The sequence below is a fragment of the Streptomyces longisporus genome, from assembly GCF_039532765.1.
Lineage (GTDB): Bacteria > Actinomycetota > Actinomycetes > Streptomycetales > Streptomycetaceae > Streptomyces > Streptomyces longisporus.
In genome coordinates this window covers 30,615-45,420 of the sequence record NZ_BAAASG010000005.1, presented here as the reverse complement: position 1 = coordinate 45,420, position 14,806 = coordinate 30,615, and the positions used below count along the sequence as shown (strand labels likewise).

The following is a 14,806-nucleotide window of genomic DNA, read 5'->3' as shown; positions in this document are numbered from 1 at the left end:
AAGGCTGAAGGCGTTCAGCACGTTCAGCATCTTTCGCTGGTTCAGCCGCTTGTCGTCCCACCGCACCCGAGGAATCCGAAGCCCATGAGCCCCGCCGATGGCGACCGTGACCCGCAGCGCATCCTGATCGTCGACGACGAGCCGGCCGTGCGCGAAGCACTCCAGCGCAGCCTCGCCTTCGAGGGCTACGAGACGGAGGTCGCGGTCGACGGCGCCGACGCCCTGGAGAAGGTGACGGCGTACCAGCCCGACCTGGTCGTCCTCGACATCCAGATGCCGCGCATGGACGGTCTGACGGCGGCCCGCCGGATGCGCGGGGCGGGCACGACGACGCCGATCCTGATGCTGACGGCCCGCGACACGGTCGGCGACCGGGTGACGGGCCTCGACGCCGGCGCCGACGACTACCTGGTCAAGCCCTTCGAGCTGGACGAGCTGTTCGCGCGCGTCCGTGCCCTGCTGCGGCGCAGTTCGTACGCCGCCGCGGCGGCCGCCGGGGCTCTCCAGGAGGACGAGGCCCTGAGCTTCGCGGACCTGCGGATGGATCTGGCGACGCGGGAGGTGACGCGGGGCGGGCGCCCGGTGGAGCTGACCCGCACGGAGTTCACCCTCCTGGAGATGTTCATGGCGCACCCGCGTCAGGTGCTGACCAGGGAGCAGATCCTGAAGGCGGTGTGGGGCTTCGACTTCGAGCCCTCGTCGAACTCCCTGGACGTGTACGTCATGTACCTGCGCCGCAAGACCGAGGCTGGTGGCGAGCCGCGCCTCGTGCACACCGTGCGGGGCGTCGGGTATGTGCTGCGGCAGGGCGGCGCGGAGTGAGAAGGCTCCTGCGCCGCTTCCAGACCCTGCCGATCCGCTCCCGGCTGGCGATGCTGGTGGCTGCGGCGGTGGCTTTCGCGGTGGCGGCGGTTTCGGTGACGTGTTGGTTCATCGTGCAGGGGAAGCTGTACGACCAGGTCGACAAGCAGCTCGACGGCGCCAGCGTGAGGATGAACCAGGATGACGTCGCTGCTCTGCTGGCGGCTTGTCCGAAGGACGCGAGCAACTCGTCCGAGAGCATGCGCCCCAGGGACTACTACGTACAGCTGGTGAAGTCGGACGGCACCGTCTGCGTGTTCCCTGATTCCGCGGGCGCCGTCAAGGCCACGCCGGAGGACAAGAACGTGGCGGCAAACCCCGACCCGCGCGTGCGCACCTTCCACAGCAGCACCGACGCCCACGGCCGCGACGTGAGAGTGCGGACCACTCCCCTCGTGGTGGGATTCGGGCCCAACTCCCAGCTGTACCCCGACTACGCACTGGTCGTCGGCGTGTCCCTCAAAGAAACCCAGAACACCCTCAACGACCTCGCCCTGATCCTCCTCCTCGTCTCCGGCGTCGGAGTGCTCGGCGCCGGCGCCGCAGGTCTCGCGGTCGCCCGCGCAGGCCTGCGCCCCGTGGACAAGCTCACCGAGGCCGTAGAACACGTGGCGCGCACCGAGGACTTGGGCATCCGCATCCCGGTGGAGGACGACGCCGAGGACGAGGTGGCCCGGCTGTCCCGCTCGTTCAACTCGATGACCGCGTCCCTGGCCAGCTCCCGCGACCTGCAGCAGCAGCTCATCGCCGACGCCGGTCACGAACTCCGCACCCCCCTCACGTCCCTGCGCACCAACATCGAACTCCTCACCCGCAGCGAGGAGACCGGCCGCCCCCTCCCCCCGGCCGACCGCAAGGCGCTCCTCGCCTCCGTCAAGGCGCAGATGACCGAACTGGCCGCCCTGATCGGCGACTTGCAGGAGCTGTCGCGGTCCGAGGGGCAGCAGGGCGAGCGTGTCCAGGTGGTCTCGCTGGAGGACATCGTGGAAGCGGCGCTGCGCCGGGCGCGGCTGCGCGGCCCGGAGCTGACGATCACGGCGGACCTGCACCCGTGGTACGTACGGGCGGAGCCGTCCGCGCTGGAGCGGGCGATCGTCAACATCCTCGACAACGCGGTGAAGTTCAGCCCCGAGGGCGGCACCATCAAGGTGGAGCTCGGCAGCGGCATCCTGACGGTCCGCGACCACGGCCCCGGCATCCCCGCCGAGGAACTCCCCCATGTCTTCGACCGCTTCTGGCGCTCCCCGAGCGCACGGGCGCTGCCGGGCTCGGGCCTGGGTCTGTCGATAGTCGCGCGAACGGTGGAACAGGCGGGCGGCGAGGTCACCCTGTCCCGTGCGGAGGGCGGCGGCACGGTGGTGACGGTACGGCTGCCGGGGGCGCCGATGCCCCCACCGGAGGGACCGTAGTCCGGCCGGCCTGAGCCGGGGGAGACGACTTCGACGACCACGCCGACAGCCGAGGCTTTGCGGGGTCGGGTGCGGCGGGCAGTGGCCGCCCGCAGCTGACCGACGCGCAGGCCGCGGACCAGGAGGTCGCGGACCGGCCCGCCCGCTGGACGCCGACCGCCTCCTGACGCCGTGGCTCCCCGCTCTACGATCACCTCGGACACGAATGCCGGGGAGGGCGTATGGACGGGGACACGGGCGGGATCGAGCGGGTGTACCGCAGACGGCGCTGGCCGGCGGGGCCGTACTTCATCCTGGTGGGGGTGTTGTGCCTGAACGCCCTCATCCAGGTCGGGCACACCGTGGACCGTCCGTACGGCGCCGGATGGTCGGCGTGGGTGTTCCTGGCGCTGGTGGCCTCGACCGTCCTGCGGGTCGCCCTGGAGCAGTTCCGGGCGCACACCCGGGTCACGGCCGCGGGTATCACCGCGCAGGGGCCCCTGCGGTCGCGTACCTGGGCCTGGCACGAGGTGTACGACATCCGGGTGGAGCACGCTCCGCGCGGCTCGGGCAGGACGCCTCCCCAGTGGCTCACCTATCTCTATGACCTCGAAGGCCGCCGCTTCCTGCTCCGGCACCTCGACGACTGGCAGCTGGCCGACCCCTACGCGGAGGTCTCCGACCTGTGCCTGGCCGCGGCCCCCTATCGCAGCCTCACCTGGGAACGACAGCCCCACGTCGAGGAGAGGATCCTGCGGCGGGCGGCCCGGCGCAAGGCATGGACATGGGCTGTGTACGGCGCGCTCATCACGTTCTTCGTCATGCTCGTGCTGGACATCGGGCTGATCGCCACCGGGCATCCGGAGAACGAGTTCCTGCTGTTCGTGTGCGTGCCGCTGGCCTGTTTCGGCATCCTCGGCGCGGTACTCGACCGGTACTGGACCAGCCGTCCCCCGCGCTTCCTGCCGCAGCAGCCGTAGCGTCCGGGTCAGTGGAAGCCGAGCATGCCCGGGGAGTCGATGTCGACGGTCAGGATGCCGGGCGGGTAGTCGCTCTCCCTGCCCGTCAGGATGATCGACATACCGCCGGACTCCTGGTGCGGAGTGGCGACGTAGAGCGCGTGACAGATGTCGGGACCGCCCCACCCTTCCCGGAACATCCCGCCGACCGTGGCCGCCGCAATCTGGCCGAACGGGTCGATCATGACCCCAGGGAGTGCGAGGACATCGCTCGCCACCCCCTTCTCGGCCGACTCCGCGTACATCAGACACAGCGCCGGGATGTGCAGCCAATGCCCTGGCGTTCGGGCGACGTTGTCAGCCAGGTGGTGCAGAGCGCGGTGCCCCTGGCACAGGGCGACAACCGCGCTCGTATCGAGAATGATCACGCGGCTTTGCCTCGCAGACCGTGCATCTTCTCGGCAGCCATCGCATAGATGTTGGCCAGGACATCCGGCCCTCGATCGAACTCCTCGTCGGTCAGCGTGCACCCCATGCGCTCACGCAGCACCTCGCGGGTCGCGGCGACGCGCTCCGCGATCTGCTCCGCAGTGAGCTGCTCTGAGGCCAACTGCTCCACAAGCTGCCCCAGCGTCATCCCCCGCTCCTTGGCCACCTGGGCGAGGTGGTCGCGGGCCTGTCGGGACACCTGAATGGTCGTGTGTTCTGCCATAGCTCCACCATAGAACCACCACGGAACCTCTGATGTCCGTTCCGCCCCATGCTCAGCCGAACGTGTGACCCGGCTGCGCTACCACCTGAGGATCATCGTCTCGTCGTGCGCCGGCGGTACGTCGGCCACGGCGTCCGGCAGTGGCTCGGCGAGGCGGGCGTAGGCGCCCGAGCGGGCGAGGAGTTCCCGGTGGGTGCCCGCTTCCACCAGGCGGCCCCGGTCGACGACGAGGATCCGGTCCGCGTCCGGCGCGAGGCTCAGATCGTGCGTGATCATGATCGTCGTACGGCCCGCCATCAGCTTGCGCAGCGGGGCCACCACCTGGCGGGCGGCCACCGCGTCCAGGCCCGCGGTCGGCTCGTCGAGGACCAGGACCGGTGCCGCGCGGAGCATCGCGCGGGCGATGGCGACGCGCTGCAGCTGGCCCCCGGAGAGGGCGGCCGTGCCGGGTGCGACATGGGTGTCGTACCCCTCGGGCAGCGCGGTGATGAAGTTGTGCGCCGCCGCCTCCCGGGCCGCCTGCTCGATCTCCTCGTCGCTCGCGCCGGGCCGCCCGCAGGCGATGTTCTCGCGGATCGTGCCGCTGAGGACGAGGGTCTCCTGGGGCAGCAGGGCCACGTTCTCGCGCAGGAACTCCAGCGGTACGTCGGTGAGCGGGACGCCGTCCAGGGTGATCGTGCCCTGCGAGGGGTCGTAGAAGCGGGTGAGGAGTTTGGAGAGGGTCGACTTGCCGGCGCCGCTCGAACCGGTGACGATGACCAGCTCGCCGGGGCCCGCGGTGAAGGTCACGTCGCGCAGGGAGGCGCGCCGGGACCCGGGGTAGCGGAAGGACACGTCGTGGAAGGCGACCCAGCCGCGCACCGGCCACTCGGCGACCGGTCGGGCGGGGTCGGCGACGGCGGGCTTCGCGTCCAGGATCTCGTTCAGGCGCTGGGCGCCCGCGGTGGCCGCGGTGAGGGTGAGGCCGAGCCGGCCGAGGTTGCGGACCGGCGGGTAGAGGTAGCCGATGAAGGCGGCGAAGGCGAGGAGTTGGCCCAGTGTCATGCGGCCGGCGGAGATCTCCCAGACGCCCAGGCCGATGACGGCCAGCACGCACAGCGTCTCCACCACCTCGACGAACTGCTCGTACATCTCGCTGAGGCGGGCCCCGCGGACCGATGCCGTCATCCAGGCGCGGGCCTCGCGGTCGAGGCGCCGCTCCTCGTCCCGGCGGCGGTTGTAGGCCTGGGTGAGGACGATGTTGCCGAGCGACTCCTCCACGACGGAGGTGATCGCGCCGTCGGCGACCCGCTCGTCCCGGGAGGCCGTACTGATACGACCGGAGAAGCGGCGGGCGGCGAGGAGGAAGAGGGGCGCGAGGACGAAGGTGGCCAGGGCCAGGTCCCAGCGCAGACAGAGGGCGGCGCAGGAGTAGAAGACCGCGGAGAAGGCGGCCGACGCCGTGCCGACGACACCCGACACGACCAGCTGCTCGATGGCTTCGACGTCACCGGTCAGCCGCTCGACCAGGTCGCCCTGGCGGTGCTTCTGGAAGAAGTGCGGTGGCAGGCCCTGGACGTGCCGGAAGACGCCCGCCCGGAGCCGCAGCACGAATCTCTCCGCGGTCCAGGTGGCGAGCGAGTTGCCGAAGTAGCCGACGAGCGCGCCGACCGCGGCGACGGCCAGCCAGGCACCGGCAGGCCCCCAGAAGGCGGAGAGCGAGCCTGCCTTCAGGGCGTTGTCGGTGAGCTCCGCGAACAGCAGGATCGAGACGGTCTCGGCGAGCGCGGACACCACCACGCACGCGACGATCACCGCGAGCCACTTGCGGTCGCCGCGGGTCAGCGGCCAGAAACGACGGAAGGCCGCACGGACCTCACCCATGGTCGACAACTCCCTTCTCGTACGCCGAAGTCGGCGCCGGGCATGGCCGAGGCGGGGCCACCGGGCGAGCGGCGCTCGCCGACCGGTGACCCCGCCTCGCGGCGTACGTCAGCCCTGGTGACCGACGGGGCGGCGCCTCGGGGCCGGGGCGGGCTTCTTCGGCGCCTTCTTCTTCGGGGCCGGGGCGCCCTTCTTGCAGTCGTGCTTCTTCACCGGGGCGATCTTGTGGAAGCTCATAACAGTCTGCCTTTCTTGCCGTGAATTGCTTTTCGTTTCGCGTCGTTCGCTTTCGACATGGAAAACGTTACGGCATTCCCGGAACAGGAAAAGCCCAATTCCCCTTAGGGGTTGCTGAGTTGTTCCTGTGGGAGATTCATATGTCATTTGCGGAACCGAACCCGCACTCACACAGGTTTTATCGAGCCTCAGCCGGAGCTGCCCACGGCCAGCCCCGAGCCCGCGATCCGCACCCTGATCCCGTCCTTCTCCACCCGCACATCCCGCAGCCGCAGCTCACCCCGGTGCGGTGTGGGCAGCCGGAAGCCCAGGGACAGGCGGTCGGCCAGGACAGGGCGGGTGAGCCGGGGCAGGGCGTCCAGGAGGGACGGGTCGAAGCCGAGGCGCCTGAGCAGGGCCGGGTGTTCCAGGCCCAGGTCGATCAGGTTGAGCCGCATGACCCGGTGGATGAAACTCGGGGAGCCGGTCACGCGCGCCAGTTCGGCGTCGGAGCGCAGGGCCGCGCGTACGGCGGAGTCGGGTACGCCGAGCCGTCGTACCACCGCCTCCACCGCGAACAGCGCCTTCGCCTTCCTCGTCTCGTGTGCGAGGCGTGCGGCGGAGGCGCGGGTCAGGTGCAGGCCCTCGGAGGCACGGGTGCCGGGTGGGTAGGTGGCCAGGTCCCCGATCTCCAGGCGCATCCCGCCGATCTGCGTCGCGATGCCGTGCTCGCCGTCCCGGCCGATACGGGCGTCGGCCCGTAGCCGGAGGTCGTGTCCGGCCACCGGGAGCGTGCCGCGCGCCAGCACCCGGTCGTGGCCGTGTCCGGTGAACGTCACCTGGGACGCGCCGAGTTCGCGGTTCAGGTCGTCGAAGGAGAGCAGTACGTCACCGTCGAGCCGGGGAATGGCCGCGCCGCGTACGGAGGTGGGTCCGTCGGGCGCGTTCAGCCGTACGTCGTGCGCGGTCGCCGTCACCCTCGCCAGCGAGACCCGGTCGGCCGCCACGTCCGGCACGGTGACCTGCACCGACTTCAGCCTGTCGGCGGCGAGTTGGGTGAGGAAGGGAAAGCCCTCGATGTCCACTTCGGGCGCCGCGCTTAGGTGCATCCGTTCCTTGAGCTCGTCCGCCGCCCGGCGCTCGGCGTACAGCAGCGCCCAGCGGTCGGCGAGGGTGAGGAAGGCGGCGAGGACGACGAGGCCCACCACCGCCTTCAGCGCGAGCGGGAGACCCGCGAACCGCCTTCGCCTACGACGGCCGCCGCGGCGGTGGTTGGGCGGAGCCCAGGGCTCGTCCTCCGCTTCCTCGACCTCGCTTGCGGCAGAGGCGCCCGCGAAGAAGTCGTTGATGTTTGTATCAGGATGCGTCGTTATGTGGTGGGGGGCACGCATCGATCCATCCGACCATGCGAACGCCCCCCACCCGCAACCTCTGCCTCACGTATGCGATCTAGCTCACGATCGTGATCCGGTCGGCTGCCGGGGGCGAAATCGGGCTGCCGACCGAGGAGTTGGCCGTCAGGTACTTCGCCAGCGCCGCCAGATCGTCGGTACCGACCAGGTCGCCGGTGCCCTGTCCGAGCGTGCTGAAGCCGTCGCCGCCGCCCGCGAGGAAGCTGTTGGTGGCGACGCGGTAGGTGGCCGCCGGGTCGATCGCGGACCCGTTCAGCCTGATGGAGTCCGTCACCACCCGGTCCGCGCCCGTCTTCGTCAGGTCCAGGGTGTACGTCAGCCCCGACGACGGCTGCAGGATCTTCGGCGCGGCGGCGTTGGTGCCGCTCACCTGCTCCTTCAGCACCTGGATCAGCTGAGCGCCGGTGAAGTTCTGCAGATTCACCGTGTTGGAGAAGGGCTGCACGGTGAAGCCCTCCGCGTACGTCACCACGCCGTCACCCTCACTGCCCTTGGCCGCGTAGGCCAGCCCGGCCCTGACGCCACCCGGGTTCATCAGCGCCAGGTCGGTCTCCGGGTCGAGCTCCTTGCCGTACGCCAGCTGCGCGTCGGCGATCAGGTCGCCCATCGGGGACTCGGTGCCGGTGTTGGGGACGTCGGCGGAGATGTAGCCGATCGCACGGTTGCCGATGGGCGCGGCCAGGGTGTTCCACTTGGCGATCAGCTCGGTCATGTCCGGTGCCTTGGCGACCGTCCGGGTGACCACGTGGTTCGCCGACTTGACCGCCGTACGGGCGATGTCACCGGTGACGCGGTCGTACGTCAGCGTGGTGTCCGTGTAGAGGCGGCCGAAGGACGCGGCCGAGGTGACCATGCGGGGCCGGCCCGCCGGGTCCGGGATCGTGCAGACGTAGGCCGCGTGGGTGTGGCCGGTCACCAGGGCGTCGACCGCCGGCGTGATGTTCTTCGCGATGTCGACGATCGGGCCGGAGATGCCGCTGCCCGCGCCCGCCGAGTCGCAGCTGTAGTTGTACGCCCCGGCGGCGGGCAGACCGCCCTCGTGGATCAGCGCGACGATCGACTTCACGCCCTGTGCCTGGAGCACCCGCGCGTACTTGTTGATCGTCTCGACCTCGTCCTTGAACTTGAGGCCCTTGACTCCTTCGGCGGAGACGACACCCGGGGTGTCCTCCAGGGTCACGCCGATGAAGCCGATCTTGACGTCCTTCTTCTTCCACACCCAGTAGGGCTTGAGGATCGGCTTGTTCGTCTTCTCGTCGAGGACGTTCGCCGCCAGATAGGGGAAGTCGGCGCCCTCGAACTCCTTGTCCGTGTAACAGCCGTCGGTCGGGTGACAGCCGCCGTTCTGCAGGCGGGCCAGTTCCCTGGCGCCCTCGTCGAACTCGTGGTTGCCGACGGAGGTGACGTCCAGGTCGAGCTTGTTCAGCGCCTCGATGGTGGGTTCGTCGTGGAAGAGGCCCGAGATCAGCGGCGAGGCGCCGACCATGTCGCCGCCGGCCGCGGTGATGGAGTACGGCTTGCCCTTGCGGGCCTCGCGCAGATGGGTCGCGAGGTACTCGACACCACCGGCGTCGATCGTCTTCGTCGTACCGTCGGCCTGCAGCTCGGTGACCCGCCCGGACGAGCCCGACGGCGGCTCCAGGTTGCCGTGCAGATCGTTGAAGGACAGCAGCTGAACGTCCTGGTAGCGGCTCGGGTGGTGGCCGCCGCCCTTCGTCTCGTGCGCGTCCGCCGGGAGCGCGGCGGCGAGAGCGCCGGCGGTGGCGAGTCCTGCGGCTGCGGCGACGAGACGGAACGCCCGTCCACGGCGCGGGTACGGCTGGGAAGTGGCTGGCATGCGCCCCCCTGAGGGTCCGTTGAGGCCTGCGGGTCTGCCGAACGCCATGGCTGGATGCCATGGCCTCGTCCGGCGCAGCCTAGGGTCAACGCGCGTAGCGCGAAAAGGGATTCATGGTTACATCCTGGTTTCCCTTTGCCCGGCCCTTGACCGCCACTTTGCCGGTACCTCCGCTTACCCTCGTACGCATGACCAGCGACGACACCGCCCGGCCCGGCCGGACCCGCTCCATCGAGACCTACTCCGCGCTCTCCCCGGAGCAGACCGAGGCCGTGCTCTCCCTGCTCGCGGCGGCCGCCGAGGACGACGGCCAGCAGGCGGTGTCCGAACAGGGACGGCTGCAACTGCGCGGCGGCGAGCGGGAGGGCGTGTCGCATCTGCTGCTCAGCGTCGGCGACGAACTCGTGGGGTACGCGCAGCTGGAGGACACCGACCCGGTGGAGGCACCGGCCGCCGAACTGGTCGTGCACCCCGCGCACCGCGGGCACGGACACGGGCGGGCGCTCGGCTCGGCGCTGCTCGCGGCCTCCGGCAAGCGACTGCGGGTGTGGGCGCACGGCGGGCACTCCGCGGCCCGGCATCTCGCCCAGGTCCTGGGGCTCACCCTCTTCCGCGAACTGCGGCAGATGCGGCGGCCGCTGACGGACCTGAACCTGACCGAGCCCGTGCTGCCGGCTGGTGTGACCGTCCGTACCTTCGTGCCCGGCGAGGACGACGCCGGCTGGCTCGCGGTGAACGCCGCGGCGTTCGCCCACCACCCCGAGCAGGGCTCCCTCACCCAGCGCGACCTCGACGACCGCAAGGCCGAGCCGTGGTTCGACCCCGCGGGCTTCTTCCTCGCCTTCCGCGGCGGTGAACTCATCGGCTTCCACTGGACGAAGGTGCATGCGGCCGACCGGCTGGGTGAGGTGTACGTCCTCGGGGTGCGGCCGGGGGCGCAGGGCGGGGGGCTGGGCAAGGCCCTGACGACGATCGGGCTGCGGCATCTGGAGGCACAGGGGCTGCCGACCGCGATGCTGTATGTCGACGGGGACAACAAGGCGGCGGTGTCGGTGTACGAGCGGCTCGGTTTCACGACGTACGAGACGGACTTGATGTACCGCACGGAAACGTGAGCCCCTGGGGGCTGCGCCCCCAGACCCCCCTCGGCCTACGGCCTCGTCCTCAAACGCCGGACGGGCTGGAGTTTCCGCACCGGCTCGGGCATGCAGACCCCCCAAGCCGCCACCCCGACCGCCAGCAGCACTCCCCACCGCTCATGCGCAGCCTCCCAGCGGGGATCGCCGGCCGCCGCGAGCAGGGTCCAGCGGCCCGGGATCAGCAGGGCCCCCAGGGTCGCCGTGGTCAGGACGGCGGCGGCCACCGTCGGGCCGGGCTGCGGCTCGTCCGTGAGGCGTACCGCGGTGGCCGCCGCGGCCAGGGCGAGGGCCGCGATCGCGCCGGCCTCCAGGGTGACGGCGCCGACCGGGGGACGTACGGCGGGCGGTACGAGGGCCAGGGCGGCCGTCCACCACAGCACGGCCGGCGGTGCGACCAGCGCCAGCCGCAGGCTCGTGCGCACCCAACGCGGGGTGGTGACGGGCGTGGTGAGGTGCCGGGCCGGGTCGTCCAGCAGGAACGTCAGGCCCAGCGCGAAGGCGAGGGCGGCGGCCCGCAGCAGGGTGAGTGCGAGCCAGGGTTCGGGCGGGCCGTCGGACAGCCGTGGCAGGGCGACGAGCAGCAGCCCCAGCGCCGCGCCCGCCCCGAGCGCCCGCCACGGCACCGTACGCGCCACGGCCGCCACCAGCGCCCCGCTCACCGGCACGGTCCTGCGGTCACTTCCCACACTCGTCCGCCTCCTTCGGCACCTCGGTCCCCAGCACCCGGGCCACGTCGGCCGTCTTCACCCCGGGGGCCGTCAGCTGCGCCCAGTGGGACTTGACCACGGACGTCACCTCGGCACGCGGGCGGGAGAGCAACTCCCGTACGACATCGGTCTGTCCGGCCGACATCGACAGCGGGTTGGTCGGCGTCAGCGCGATCGCAGGGCCGCTCAGGCTGTCGTCGAGGCGGACGTTCTTGAGGTCGGCGACCGGGTCGGCATCGCGGCCCAGTGCCAGCCACATCACCGTGACCACGCGGCCGTCGCAGAGCTCGCTGCCCGTCTTCTCGTCGCCGCCGACCAGCACGGAGGCGACGGCGACCGCGAACTCCGGCACCCGGTTGCCGCCCCAGCGCGTACCCACCGTCACCTGACCGGGCGTGGCGGACGGCGCGATCGCCGCATCGCCGTCGAGGCCGTAGCGGGCCTCGACCCGCTGCCGTACGAGCAGGGGCCGGCTCGCGGCCGCACCACCGGCGAGAGCCTGCACCCGGTCGACGACCCCGGCCCAGGCACCCGTCCGGGCACTCCACTCGCCGAAGGCGCAGTACTGCGAGGAGCCGTGCCGTACGCACGACTGCTCCCTCTCGGGGGAGACGGTGGCCCGCTCCCGGGCCGTCGCGAGTTCCGGGGACACCCCGCCGGACTGTCCGACAGCACCGGTCACTGCGAGGGCCAGCGCACCGGCAGTGGCCGCCTTCAGCGGCCAGGTCCGGCCCCCGTCGGCCAGGGGCCGCGCCCCGAAGGGGCGCGGGGCTGTCTTCATGTGCGGCTCCGCCGCCGGGCGCGACCAGCCACGGCGATGCCGCAGACGAAAGACGGCATCTCCGTGCACGCCCCGCGGAGCGCAAAGCACCGCTGCCATGGCCGCCACCAGCACCAGCCCACCCAGATACAGCGCATGCCACCCCGCAGGCCGACCGACCAGGTCGGACGGCAACGTCGAGTTGCTGTTCTCGCTCACCACCGGCGACAGCCACCGGCTCCACTGCGCCCCCGACGTCCCCGTCGAAACGAACATCAGGAAGGTGAAGAGCCCCAGCACCGCGAGCGGCGCGGCGAACACGGACGGGATCAGCCGGGCGATCAGCAGACCGACCGCCCCGCACAGCAGCACGTACAGCGGAGCCACGGCCAGTTCGGCCACCGACCCGTGCCCCACCGCGCCCGGCCGCAGCGCCTGCCAGGTGAACTGGGCCAGCACGACCAGCGCGGTGACGACGCCGAACGGCACCAGGGACATCGCGTGCCCCACCGTGCGCCGCCACGGCTCCATGACCAGCACGTCGAAGTGGCGGTCGGTACCGCGCCGGCGGGAGCGCAGCGCGGCCCGGTTGACGGCGAGGAACAGGACGAAACCGAGCAGCGTGGGCGTGGTCTGGGTCGCGCGGTCGACGTCCTGGAGCGCCGGGTAGGCGTCCATGCCGTCCGGCGGGAAGAGCAGCTTCCAGCCGGTGTAGCCGACGTAGACGAGCAGGGTCACCGCCACCGGGACCTGCATGAGCATTTCGCGTGCCTCGAAGCGGGCGAGGGCGAAAACGGCCGCCCAGCTGCGGCGCTGTTCGCCGCGGACGACGGGCGGGGCCGTAGCCTCCATGACCGCGCTCATGCCGCCACCTCCGCGCCCGCGCCGTCCAGGGTGAGCAAGTAGCCGTCCTCCAGGGTGGGTTCGAGCAGGTCGGCGCCGGCGGGCGGGCTGCCCACGTTGCGGAAGGAGCCGGTGCCGGTGCGCCAGCCCGCCTTCGCGCCGGGGTCGCGTTCCGTGCTGCTCCACACCCGTCCGGCCGCCCGTGCGGTCAGCTCGGCGGGGGTGCCGTCGAAGCGGATGCTGCCGCCCGCCATCACCAGCACACGGTGGCAGAGCATCGCCACGTCCTCGGTCTGGTGGGTGGAGAGGAGGACGGTACGGCCCTCCCCTGCCTGGGCGACCAACTCCCGGAAGCGCATGCGCTGTTCGGGGTCGAGCCCGACGGTCGGCTCGTCGAGGACGAGGAACCCCGGGTCGCCGACCAGCGCGGCGGCCAGCGCCACCCGCTGCCGCATTCCGCCGGACAGCTTCTTGATGCGCTTGGCGCGTACGTCGGCGAGGTCGACCTCGTCCAGCACGCGCCGCACCTCCCGATGCCGGGCGCCCCGGTCCGTCAGCTCCTTGAGGATCGCCACGTAGTCCACGAACTCGAAGGCCGAGAAGTCCGGGTGGAAGCCGGGCGTCTGGGGCAGATAGCCGAGCCTGCGCCGCACCTCCTGCCGGCCGGCCGCCGTCGCCGGGTCGTGGCCGAGGACGGTGAAGGCGCCCCGGTCCGGGGGCACGGCGGTGGCCAGCACCCTGAGCAGGGTGGTCTTCCCGGCCCCGTTGGGGCCGAGCAGCCCGGTGACGCCCGAGGTCAGCCGCAGCGACACCTCGTCGAGGGCCTGGGTCCCGCCGAAGCGGAGGCTGAGCCCCGAAGCGGAAACGGTCGGTGTCATACGGCATCCCCCTGGAAGCGGTCGAAACGGTCACGTACGAGGAAGAGCAGCCAGCCGGTGAGCGCGGCGACCGCCGCCGCCACCCCCTGGCCGGCCGCGGTGAACGGCACGGGCGTGGCGCCGGCGTCATAGGCGTGGGCCGCCAGCAGCAGCGCCACCCACACCCCGCCGACCAGCGACGGCGCCAGCACCGGGCCGAACCGGGCGGTGAGGACCAGGCCGGTCGAGGTCAGGGCCAGCGCGGGCAGCAGCCAGGCGAGGGCGCCCAGCCCGTATCCGGGCAGCGCGAGGGTCGCGAGGCCGCTGAGGCCGAGCACGGCGGTGAGCACGGCGACCGTCCGCACCATCAGCAGCCTGAACCCGTGCATCGGCGCGACCACCGCCATCTCGTACGTCGGGTCCAGCGCGGGCCCGTACGACAGCGCGACCCCGCCGAGGGGCAGTAGCGGCGCGAGGGCGAGGAAGAGCGTGGGCGAGGCGGCCGCCGTGCCGGTGTGGGCCGCCACCACGCTCATCACCAGCACGGCGACGACCGCAGCGAGCCAGGAACGGCGCAGCACGGGCGTGGCCGCGAGCAGCCGCGCGGTGTGGTCGGCGACCCCCAGCCGCATCAGCAGCCCCTCGAACACCCCCGGCCGGGGTACATCGAGCTCGGCGTCCAGCCGCTCCCAGCCGGCGTCGACCCGCTCCGGGTCACCGACCTCGGCGAGCACACCCCGGCACTGCGCGCACGCGACCAGGTGGGTGTCGGCGGACCACAACGCGGGCGGAGCCAACTCGCCCTGCGCATAGGCTCGTAGGTCCTCAGCATCCACATGCCAGGTCATGCCGCCACCTCCTGCACCGCCACGCGCCCCACCAGACCGCAGCCACGCGCCTGCCCGCCCGCTCCGCCGCCCTCATGCCGGTGCGACCGCCTCGCGGCCCGGCCCACCCGATCGCGGAGCAGCCCGCCGACATCGCCACCCCCGTCCCTGCGCCCGCCCCGGAAGCCCCCCTCACACACCCACCCGCTCACGCCAGCGCTCCCACAGCTGCACGCACCCCCGCAGCCCCGATCACACAGCAGCCCACCGATATCCCCGCTCCCACGCCCGGACGCGACCTGGCAGACCCGATCACACAGCAGCCCGCCGATGTCACCGCTCCCCCACCTGCGCCCGCCCCGGAAGCCCCCCTCGCAGACCCACCCGCTCACGTCAGTGCCTCCCGCAGTTGCTTACGGGCCCGC

General features: G+C 71.7%; 14 protein-coding genes. 4 read left to right on the top strand and 10 right to left on the bottom strand.

Annotated elements, in window-relative coordinates:
• The first annotated feature begins 84 nt into the window (after window positions 1-84).
• The 3 genes from ABD355_RS08355 to ABD355_RS08345 all read left to right on the top strand — a co-directional run bounded on the left by ABD355_RS08355 (window position 85) and on the right by ABD355_RS08345 (window position 3,229).
• On the top strand, window positions 85-822 hold the full coding sequence (locus ABD355_RS08355) for a response regulator transcription factor (RefSeq protein WP_344399488.1): 738 nt from the start codon (window positions 85-87) through the stop codon (window positions 820-822).
• Window positions 819-2,270: a sensor histidine kinase gene (locus tag ABD355_RS08350; protein ID WP_344399486.1), complete on the top strand. Its 1,452-nt coding sequence runs from the start codon at window positions 819-821 to the stop codon at window positions 2,268-2,270. Before ABD355_RS08355 ends, ABD355_RS08350 begins: the two co-directional genes overlap by 4 nt.
• 221 nt (window positions 2,271-2,491) lie before the next feature.
• On the top strand, window positions 2,492-3,229 hold the full coding sequence (locus tag ABD355_RS08345) for a PH domain-containing protein (RefSeq protein ID WP_344399485.1): 738 nt from the start codon (window positions 2,492-2,494) through the stop codon (window positions 3,227-3,229).
• A gap of 8 nt (window positions 3,230-3,237) precedes the next feature.
• On the opposite strand, the gene ABD355_RS08340 is transcribed toward ABD355_RS08345, so the two are convergent.
• From ABD355_RS08340 to ABD355_RS08315, 6 genes are all read right to left on the bottom strand, one after another.
• Complete coding sequence (locus ABD355_RS08340; RefSeq protein WP_344399484.1) at window positions 3,238-3,636, bottom strand: PIN domain-containing protein; 399 nt, start codon at window positions 3,634-3,636, stop codon at window positions 3,238-3,240.
• A complete protein-coding gene (locus tag ABD355_RS08335; protein ID WP_344399483.1) occupies window positions 3,633-3,920 on the bottom strand; it encodes a hypothetical protein in 288 nt (95 codons plus the stop codon). Before ABD355_RS08335 ends, ABD355_RS08340 begins: the two co-directional genes overlap by 4 nt.
• A 78-nt stretch (window positions 3,921-3,998) precedes the next feature.
• Window positions 3,999-5,783 (bottom strand): ABC transporter ATP-binding protein, encoded by a 1,785-nt coding sequence (locus ABD355_RS08330; RefSeq protein WP_344399482.1) that lies wholly within the window; start codon window positions 5,781-5,783, stop codon window positions 3,999-4,001.
• A gap of 108 nt (window positions 5,784-5,891) precedes the next feature.
• A complete protein-coding gene (locus tag ABD355_RS08325) occupies window positions 5,892-6,020 on the bottom strand; it encodes a hypothetical protein (protein WP_344399481.1) in 129 nt (42 codons plus the stop codon).
• A gap of 188 nt (window positions 6,021-6,208) precedes the next feature.
• Window positions 6,209-7,390 carry an LmeA family phospholipid-binding protein gene (locus tag ABD355_RS08320; RefSeq protein ID WP_344399480.1) on the bottom strand — a complete coding sequence of 394 codons (1,182 nt, stop codon included), beginning with the start codon at window positions 7,388-7,390 and terminating at the stop codon, window positions 6,209-6,211.
• 58 nt (window positions 7,391-7,448) lie between these two features.
• Window positions 7,449-9,248: a bifunctional metallophosphatase/5'-nucleotidase gene (locus tag ABD355_RS08315; RefSeq protein ID WP_344399479.1), complete on the bottom strand. Its 1,800-nt coding sequence runs from the start codon at window positions 9,246-9,248 to the stop codon at window positions 7,449-7,451.
• A gap of 188 nt (window positions 9,249-9,436) precedes the next feature.
• Between ABD355_RS08315 and mshD the strand changes: the two genes are divergently transcribed.
• Window positions 9,437-10,363: a mycothiol synthase gene (gene mshD, locus ABD355_RS08310; RefSeq protein ID WP_344399478.1), complete on the top strand. Its 927-nt coding sequence runs from the start codon at window positions 9,437-9,439 to the stop codon at window positions 10,361-10,363.
• 35 nt (window positions 10,364-10,398) lie between these two features.
• Here the strand turns inward: mshD and ABD355_RS08305 are convergent, their stop codons facing one another.
• From ABD355_RS08305 to ABD355_RS08290, 4 genes are read right to left on the bottom strand one after another with little or no spacing between them, the layout of a single operon-like run.
• Window positions 10,399-11,073 (bottom strand): ABC transporter, encoded by a 675-nt coding sequence (locus ABD355_RS08305; protein WP_344399477.1) that lies wholly within the window; start codon window positions 11,071-11,073, stop codon window positions 10,399-10,401.
• The gene (locus ABD355_RS08300; protein ID WP_344399476.1) at window positions 11,063-12,718 is read right to left on the bottom strand and encodes an ABC transporter permease; all 1,656 of its coding nucleotides are present in this window, start codon (window positions 12,716-12,718) and stop codon (window positions 11,063-11,065) included. Before ABD355_RS08300 ends, ABD355_RS08305 begins: the two co-directional genes overlap by 11 nt.
• Window positions 12,715-13,575 carry an ABC transporter ATP-binding protein gene (locus ABD355_RS08295; protein ID WP_344399475.1) on the bottom strand — a complete coding sequence of 287 codons (861 nt, stop codon included), beginning with the start codon at window positions 13,573-13,575 and terminating at the stop codon, window positions 12,715-12,717. The genes ABD355_RS08300 and ABD355_RS08295 overlap by 4 nt, the downstream gene beginning before the upstream one ends.
• On the bottom strand, window positions 13,572-14,402 hold the full coding sequence (locus ABD355_RS08290) for a zf-HC2 domain-containing protein (protein ID WP_344399474.1): 831 nt from the start codon (window positions 14,400-14,402) through the stop codon (window positions 13,572-13,574). Before ABD355_RS08290 ends, ABD355_RS08295 begins: the two co-directional genes overlap by 4 nt.
• Window positions 14,403-14,806: the final 404 nt, after the last annotated feature.